Origin of the sequence: Rhodococcus sp. WMMA185 (assembly GCF_001767395.1) — a bacterium.
Classification (GTDB): Bacteria; Actinomycetota; Actinomycetes; order Mycobacteriales; family Mycobacteriaceae; genus Rhodococcus_F.
On the sequence record NZ_CP017014.1, the window covers coordinates 119,720 to 127,395 of the forward strand.

The 7,676-nt window shown below is 64.4% G+C and carries 8 protein-coding genes; 4 read left to right on the forward strand and 4 right to left on the reverse strand.

Translation table 11 applies throughout. The features are described from left to right. The first annotated feature begins 9 nt into the window (after positions 1-9). Both BFN03_RS00505 and BFN03_RS00510 read left to right on the forward strand, forming a co-directional pair. Positions 10-1,641 carry an FAD-binding oxidoreductase gene (locus BFN03_RS00505; RefSeq protein ID WP_070377362.1) on the forward strand — a complete coding sequence of 544 codons (1,632 nt, stop codon included), beginning with the start codon at positions 10-12 and terminating at the stop codon, positions 1,639-1,641. Further along, positions 1,638-2,552 carry a diacylglycerol kinase gene (locus BFN03_RS00510; protein ID WP_070377363.1) on the forward strand — a complete coding sequence of 305 codons (915 nt, stop codon included), beginning with the start codon at positions 1,638-1,640 and terminating at the stop codon, positions 2,550-2,552. Before BFN03_RS00505 ends, BFN03_RS00510 begins: the two co-directional genes overlap by 4 nt. Before the next feature lie 50 nt (positions 2,553-2,602). Here BFN03_RS00510 and BFN03_RS00515 read toward each other — a convergent pair whose 3' ends face one another. Further along, complete coding sequence (locus BFN03_RS00515) at positions 2,603-2,986, reverse strand: RNA-binding S4 domain-containing protein (RefSeq protein WP_070380480.1); 384 nt, start codon at positions 2,984-2,986, stop codon at positions 2,603-2,605. Positions 2,987-3,088: 102 nt separating this feature from the next. On the opposite strand from BFN03_RS00515, the gene BFN03_RS20535 reads away from it, so the two are divergent. Continuing rightward, entirely contained in the window at positions 3,089-3,718 is a 630-nt protein-coding gene (locus BFN03_RS20535) for a hypothetical protein (RefSeq protein ID WP_070377364.1), read from the forward strand. A gap of 78 nt (positions 3,719-3,796) precedes the next feature. Further along, positions 3,797-4,597, forward strand: coding sequence for a bifunctional 2-polyprenyl-6-hydroxyphenol methylase/3-demethylubiquinol 3-O-methyltransferase UbiG (ubiG, locus tag BFN03_RS00525; RefSeq protein WP_070377365.1), 801 nt, complete (start codon positions 3,797-3,799; stop codon positions 4,595-4,597). A gap of 95 nt (positions 4,598-4,692) precedes the next feature. Here the strand turns inward: ubiG and BFN03_RS00530 are convergent, their stop codons facing one another. The 3 genes from BFN03_RS00530 to BFN03_RS00540 all read right to left on the reverse strand — a co-directional run bounded on the left by BFN03_RS00530 (position 4,693) and on the right by BFN03_RS00540 (position 7,629). Continuing rightward, positions 4,693-5,541 carry a 3-hydroxybutyryl-CoA dehydrogenase gene (locus BFN03_RS00530; RefSeq protein ID WP_070377366.1) on the reverse strand — a complete coding sequence of 283 codons (849 nt, stop codon included), beginning with the start codon at positions 5,539-5,541 and terminating at the stop codon, positions 4,693-4,695. 41 nt (positions 5,542-5,582) lie between these two features. Then, entirely contained in the window at positions 5,583-6,743 is a 1,161-nt protein-coding gene (locus tag BFN03_RS00535) for an acyl-CoA dehydrogenase (protein ID WP_070377367.1), read from the reverse strand. Between the two features lie 187 nt (positions 6,744-6,930). Next, on the reverse strand, positions 6,931-7,629 hold the full coding sequence (locus tag BFN03_RS00540) for a TetR family transcriptional regulator (RefSeq protein ID WP_070377368.1): 699 nt from the start codon (positions 7,627-7,629) through the stop codon (positions 6,931-6,933). Positions 7,630-7,676 lie beyond the last annotated feature (47 nt).

Sequence of the window (7,676 nt, forward strand, 5' to 3'; positions counted from 1 at the left end):
CTACTCCGCATGAGCAATGAGCGACCGGAAGATCAAGCCGTCCTGACGGTACCCCCGATGAAGTGGGATGCCTGGGGCGCGCCCGAAAAGAGCAAGACCCTCTCGGACGGCATCAAGGGCCTGCTGCAGCAAGCCCTCGGCGTCACGAGTCGACAGAAGCCCGAACGCATGGCCGAAGAAGATGTGATCCTGGCCCCGAGTGCGGTGTCCGAAGGGCAACTCGCGGCGCTGGCCGGGATTGTCGGAGCGAAGTTCTGCAGCACCGAACACAACGACCGCCTGCTGCGGGCCGGCGGCAAGAGCACGCTCGACATGCTGCGTCGTCGCAGCACCGAACCTCAGAACGCCCCCGACGTCATCGTTACCCCGGGCACCGAGGCCGAGGTCGCCGAGATCCTCCGGTACTGCGCCGACAACTCCATCGCGGTGGTGCCGTTCGGTGGCGGCACCAGCGTTGTGGGCGGACTCGACCCGGTGCGTGACAAGTTCGACGCGGTCCTCTCGCTGGACCTGCGACGGTTCGACTCGTTGATCGACCTCGACACCGATTCCAGCATCGCGACGCTGGGGGCGGGCCTGTCCGGTCCGCACGCGGAGGAACTCCTCGGTGCACGTGGTTTCTCGCTCGGGCACTTCCCGCAGAGTTTCATGTTCGCGACCATCGGCGGATTCGCCGCGACCCGCTCCTCGGGGCAGGCTTCCGCAGGTTACGGCCGGTTCGAAGACATGGTGCAGGGTCTGCGTGTGGTGACCCCCGCCGGCACCCTCGACACCGGGCGTGCGCCCGCTTCTGCCGCGGGTCCGGATCTCGGCGAATTGTTCGTTGGGTCGGAGGGAACGCTCGGCGTCATCACCCAGGTCCGTGTGCGGGTGCACCCGGTCCCGGAAACCACAGTCCGCGAGGGCTGGAGCTTCCCCGATTTCGAGACCGGCGCGGCAGCACTGCGTGCACTCCGACAGGCAGGCGCGGTCCCGACCGTGCTGCGCCTGTCCGACGAGGCCGAGACCGCCGTCAACCTCGCAACCCACGACAAGATCGGTGAGGAGACCGTCACCGGCGGTTGCCTGGCGATCACCACGTTCGAGGGCACCAAAGAGCACACCGCGGAGCGGGTGGCCGAGGCCCGCGCGGTCCTGGCGGCAAACGGTGCGACCTCACTCGGTGAGGAACCCGGAAGCAATTGGGAGCACGGCCGTTACGACGCCCCCTACCTGCGCGACGCCTTGCTCGATGCGGGTGCGCTGGCCGAGACCCTCGAGACGGCCACTACCTGGGGCAATCTTGCGAACTTGCGTGCCGCGGTCACCACGGCGCTGACCGAGTCGTTGTCCGCACAGGGAACCCCGCCGCTGGTGCTGTGCCACATCTCGCACACCTACGCGACGGGTGCGTCGCTGTACTTCACGATCGTGTGCGCGCAGAACGACGACCCGATCGATCAGTGGAGCAAGGCCAAGACCGCCGCCGGTGACGCAATCATCGCCGCCGGTGGAACGATCACGCACCACCACGCTGTCGGAGTCGACCACCGCCCGTGGATGCGGGACGAGATCGGCGACCTGGGTGTGACCGTCCTGCGTGCGGTCAAGAACGCCGTCGATCCGGCGGGAGTCCTCAACCCGGGCAAGTTGATTCCGTGAGCGCCCAGAAGGCGATCGAGAAGGTCACCGTCCTGATCAACCCGCTTTCCGGGCACGGCAACGGGCCTACCGCCGGCCGCAAGGCTGTCGCACGCCTGCGTGAGCGGGGTGTCGCCGTCACCGAGATCATCGGGACGGACGCCGATCACGCCCGCAAGCTGGCCCAGCGGGCCGTCGAGGGGGGCACCGACGCGCTCGTCGTGGTGGGCGGCGACGGTGCAATCAGCATCGCGTTGCAGGCGGCCGCCCAGTCCGGGACGCCTGTCGGGCTGATCCCGGCGGGGACCGGCAACGACCACGCGCGCGAGTTCGGTATCCCCGTCGGTGACCCCGTTGCCGCGGCGGACGTGATCGTCGACGGTGAGGTGCAGGAGTCCGACCTCGCTCGGATCACGCTCGACGACGGTTCGATCGTGTGGGCAGGCACCATCATTGCCAGCGGGTTCGATTCGTTGTGCACGGATCGGGCGAATCGGATGTCGTGGCCGAAGGGGCCGATGCGGTACAACCTGGCGATGCTCATCGAGCTCACCCGGCTCAAGCCCCTGCGCTACACCGTCGAACTGGATGACCAGAAGGTGAAGGTCGATGCCACGCTCGTCGCCGTCGGCAACGCCCGTTCGTACGGCGGTGGGATGCAGATCTGCCCGAACGCGGACAAGACCGACGGTCTGCTCGATGTGACGGTCGTCGAACACGGTCGCCGGTCGAGGCTGATTCGGCTGTTCCCGAGGGTGTACAAGGGCACCCACGTGGACCTACCCGACGTGCAGACTTACCGTTCACGCAAGGTGCGTTTGCAGTGCGAGGGCATCACCGCCTACGCGGACGGCGACCGCGTCGGGCCGCTTCCGGTGACGATCGAAGCAGTCCCGTCGGCGTTGCACATCCTCAGTCACGAGCCGGCCTGAGTCGCGACCGCGGGGCGGTCCATAGTTACCAGTCGCGGGACGGTCCATCGTTACCGATCGCGGAGCCGGTCCATCTCCCGACGTTCACGTTTGGTGGGCCGGCCTGCTCCGCGGTCGCGTCGAGGGATTGCAGCCAGTAGTTCTCGTGGTGGGGGCGGCGGTGTGTTGTCGATGAAGCATTCGACGGCCACCGCCGCCCCCACACGCTTTGCGATGAGCCGGGCCACGGCAACGATGCGCTCGGTTCCGCCAGTTCGGATGCGCACGTCATCACCGATTTTCACGGGTTGCGCGGGTTTGGCGGTGGTGCCGTTGACACGTACATGGCCCGAACGGCAGGCCGCAGCCGCAGCCGACCGAGTCTTGAACAGCCGAACTGCCCAGACCCAGCTGTCGACCCGTACGCTTGTATGGTCGGTATCGGAAGCTGCCACCCAATCAGGATACGAAAGCGTCTCGGTGATCGTTTCTGCGCGCCCAAAGCGTCCGGGTTGTGCGACACTTCCGCCATCCATATCGCGATAGACGGAGAACTTATGGACATCATTCGCAAGGTCGCCGCCCTCGGAGCCGTTGCGGCGGGTGGTTTGTGTTTCGTCGGTACTGGAACAGCTGTGGCAGAGCCGGAACCCGAGCCGGCGCGGTCGGGGCCAATCGCGCTAGACCTGAGCCCGGTGCCGTCGGGACCGCTTCCGATAAACATAGGCCCGATGCCATTCGGGCCAGTCGCGGAAGGATCTGCGCAGACGCCGGCCGAACCGGGTGTGATCGGCCCGGCCTCGATTCCGATCGCGACCTCACTGCCCTTCGGGACGTATCAGGGAGTCTCCAACATTCCCTTCATCGACCTGATCTGGAAGGGAAAGACCTTCGGGTATGGAACGGCGATGGACAACTTCCATGTGGACTTCCCATATCTCTTCGGTATGACCTTTCGGGACGTGAACGGTGAGATCGTCACCGACTACAGTCCCGCGGGCCTGAGTTTTCTGACAGACCGGCTGACTCTGAGACCAGACGGGTCCTACGAGGGCAGCTTCTACATCAACGACATCCCCATCGCCGGGTTCGTCCTTCAAAAGGACTTGCCGTCGTTGGGTGAGTTGCCGCCGTTGGACGAGTTGCCGCCGTTGGACGAGCCAGCGCCGGAAATGCCGCAACCCTGACTGCGCGGGATCCTCAGAACGTGATGGGCACACCGTAGAAGACTTGGTGTCGGTCACGTATGCGCTCGGCGGACAGAGGTGGTTCGGGTGGCCATCGACAACGACATCTATAACCGTGTGGGCGAAACGTGGTGGGATGAAGACAACCCGCTGAACCTGCTACACGGAAGCATGACGCCGGGGCGATTCGCGTATTTCCAGAAGATCCTCGGCGAACGGGTCGGCCGCGATTTCACAGGCCCTGATTTCACACCACTGCGGGCCCTCGACATCGGTTCAGGTGGTGGCTTTCTCGCGGAACAGTTCGCTCGCATCGGGTTTCAGGTGGTCGGTGTCGATCCGTCGCCGGTATCGGTTGATGCGGCGCGCCGCCACGCCGCCGCTTCGGCACTCGAAATCGAGTATCGGATCGGTGTGGGCGAACGATTGCCGGTCCCGGATGCCACGTTCGACGTGGCGTACTGCTGCGACGTCCTCGAGCACGTGTCGGATCTCGATGCTGTAATCGCCGAGACAGCGCGCGTACTCGAACCCGGCGGGCTCTACCTGTTCGACACCATCAATCGCACCCGCACGAGCAAGCTCATCGCGATCAAGATTCTTCAGGAGTGGCGGCTGACCAGGGTGTTCGACACTCCTATCCACGAGTGGTCGATGTTCATCACGCCTGCGGAACTGGTTCGGGTCACCGAACGCCACGGCCTTTCGGTAGGCGAGATCGTCGGACTCGGGCCGCGGGCGAAGAACCCACTCCGACTGCTCGACTTCGTACGGGTAGGCGGCAGCAGTCTCAGCTACGGAGAGTTGAGCCGACGACTCGACTTCGGGCAGATCAGGAGTACGGCCAACTCGTACATGGGGTACGCGGTCAAGCGGTAGGGCTGGACTCCACATAAGTGAAGCGGGCGACCCAACCGAAGGCTGGGTGGCCCGCTCCACCTCTTACGGCGTCATCGCGTAGCAGCGACACTGGATCAGCTGTAGTCGTAGAAACCCTTGCCGCTCTTCTTTCCGAGGTGTCCAGCGTCCACCTTGCGCTTGAGTAGCGTCGGGGGAGCATAGTGCGGTTCGGCGAACTCCGCGTACAACGACTCCGCCGCGGCGAGGGTGATGTCGAGACCGACCGTGTCGATCAACGTCAGCGGACCCATCGGGTACCCGCAGCCGCCCTTCATGGCCTCGTCGATGTCCTCGGCGGTTGCGTAGCCGGACTCGAGCATCCGAACGGCGGACGTGAGGTACGGAATCAGCAGGGCGTTGACGATGAAGCCCGCACGATCGCCCGCGCGAACGGTTTTCTTGCCGAGCGTGTTCTTCGCGTAATCGGTGACCGCGGCAACGGTCTCCTCGGATGTGACGAGGCTGACCACGATCTCCACCAGCGGCATGACCGGCACCGGGTTGAAGAAGTGAACACCGACGACCTGCTCGGGACGCTGCGTGGCGTTGGCCATCTTGATCAGCGGGATGGATGACGTGTTGGACGCCAAGATGCCGGAGGGTTTGACGATCTTGTCGAGCTTCTGGAAGAGATCGACCTTGAGCGACTCGATCTCGGGTGCTGCCTCGATCACGAGGTCGCGGTCCGCGAACTCCTCGATGTCGAGGGTGACTCGCACCCGGGCGAGTGCCTCGTTCGCATCGGCCTGTTCGAGTTTTCCGGCTTTGACCGCGCGAGCCAGGGACTTCTCGATCCGCGCCTGCGCCGCCTCGGCGAACTCCTGCTTGGTCTCGAGGACGAGGACTGCACTCCCGGCCTTGATACATACCTCGGCGATGCCGGCACCCATGGTGCCGCCGCCGATCACACCTACTAGCTTCACGATTCTCCTTCTATGAGCGACTGCCGGATGTACGGTGTCGCTTACTTCAAAAGCGCGCGCGACATGACGACGCGCTGAATCTGGTTGGTACCTTCGTAGATCTGGGTGATCTTGGCGTCCCGCATCATGCGTTCCACGGGGAAGTCGGTGGTGTAGCCCGCGCCGCCGAACAACTGCACGGCGTCGGTGGTGACCTCCATCGCGACATCGGATGCGAAGCACTTGGCGGCGGCAGAAATGAACCCGAGGTTCTTCTCGCCACGCTCCGCGCGAGCAGCGGAGGTGTAGACCATCAGGCGTGCGGCCTCGACCTTCATCGCCATGTCGGCGAGCATGAACTGCACGGACTGGAAGTCGCTGATGGACTTGCCGAACTGCTTGCGATCCTTGGTGTAGGCGAGGGCCGCGTCGAGCGCACCCTGAGCGAGACCGACTGCCTGCGCACCGATGGTGGGCCGCGTGTGGTCGAGAGTCTGGAGTGCGGTCTTGAAACCGGTGCCGGGCTCACCGATGATGCGGTCACCGGGGATCTTGCAGTTCTCGAAGTAGAGTTCGGCGGTCGGCGAGCCCTTGATGCCGAGCTTCTTCTCCTTCGGCCCCACGACGAACCCCTCGTCGTCCTTGTGGACCATGAATGCCGAGATACCGTTGGCCCCCTTGTCGGGGTCGGTCACCGCCATGACGGTGTACCAGCTGGACTTGCCGCCGTTGGTGATCCAGCACTTGGAGCCGTTGAGGATCCAGTCGTCACCCTCTGCCTTGGCGCGTGTGCGCATGCTCGCGGCGTCGGAGCCGGCCTCACGTTCGGACAGCGCATACGAGGCCATGGCCTCGCCGGAAGCCAACTGCGGAAGGACCTGCTGTTTGAGTTCTTCGGAACCATTGAGGATCAGGCCCATGGTGCCGAGCTTGTTGACGGCAGGGATCAGCGAGGAGGAGCCGCACACGCGAGCGACCTCTTCGATGACGATGCAGGTGGCGACGGAATCGGCGCCCTGGCCGTCGTACTTTTCGGGGACGTGGATTGCATTGAACCCCGAGTTCACCAGGGCGGTGAGGGCTTCCTCGGGGAAGCGGGAATCCTCGTCCACTTCCTTCGCGTGGGGCGCGATCTCCTTCTCGGAGAGTGCGCGGATCGCAGACCGCAGCTCTTCGTGCTCGTCGCCGAGCTTGAACAGGTCGAAGTCCGGGTTTCCGGCCATTTTGGGGGCACTCCTTGTTTATCTCGTTGTCGGTCTCGGCGATACCGAATCCGACTGGCACCAGGTGCCAGATTTAGCTCTCATACGGGTGAGGTTGAGCGGTAGTCGGTCTGCAGCCTGCCACCAGCACTGTGCAGTCAACCACGGCACTGAGTGCCAGTCCAGGCGGTTGTGATCATCGGAGCACTCACCCGCGAGGCGCGGACAGTTGCGTCTCGATCTGTCCGGTGATGTCCTCGACAGGCGTGCCGGGTGGATAGGACACGACCAGTACGGCGTCCCGGCCCTGTTTCGGCGTTCCTGGGGCCACTCCGAATGTACGACGAACGTCGAGCAGGGCGCGCTCGAGCTCTTCCGCCGTGGCGCCGGGATCGCCCCTGATCATGTTCCGGAGCAAGTAGTTGTGACATGCAGTGACGGCGGCCGCGAACCCGATCACCTTCAGCACCGGTTCGGTGGGCGCCGCGCCGCGCAGGTAGTCGACGAAACACCGTTCGTAACGGTCGCCGGTAACAATCTCCCGCTCACGCAGGGCGGGGACGCGCTGTACCACGTGATACCGGCGGATGGACAGGTCTAGATTTTCGCGGAACCGACCGAACACCAGGCTCGCCGCCTTGCACACTGCTCCCCACGGGTCCTCGGACTCCGACGAAAGATAAGCGGCAGCCTGCTGCAACAACGATTCGTGATCGGCGAAGATCACATCCTCCTTGGACCGGAACTGCCGGAAAAAGGTGCGCCGCGAGACGCCGGCCGCCGAAGCGATCTGCTCGACAGTGGTGGCTTCGTACCCGTTCTCGGAGAACAGTCTGATGGCCTGGGAGACGACGTGGACACGGAAATCCGTTGAGTCGAGGCCAGGGGCGTACGCGCGCTCGGTCATGATGTCCAGTATCCACTTCGTTGGTCCGAGACCGCGATTCGCTGGAC

Coding starts and splice junctions, on each gene's coding strand:
- BFN03_RS00505 (WP_070377362.1), top strand. CDS start 10: ATGAGCAATGAGCGACCGGAAGATCAAGCCGTCCTGACGGTACCCCCG.
- BFN03_RS20535 (WP_070377364.1), top strand. CDS start 3,089: ATGGACATCATTCGCAAGGTCGCCGCCCTCGGAGCCGTTGCGGCGGGT.
- BFN03_RS00535 (WP_070377367.1), bottom strand. CDS start 6,743: ATGGCCGGAAACCCGGACTTCGACCTGTTCAAGCTCGGCGACGAGCAC.
- BFN03_RS00540 (WP_070377368.1), bottom strand. CDS start 7,629: ATGACCGAGCGCGCGTACGCCCCTGGCCTCGACTCAACGGATTTCCGT.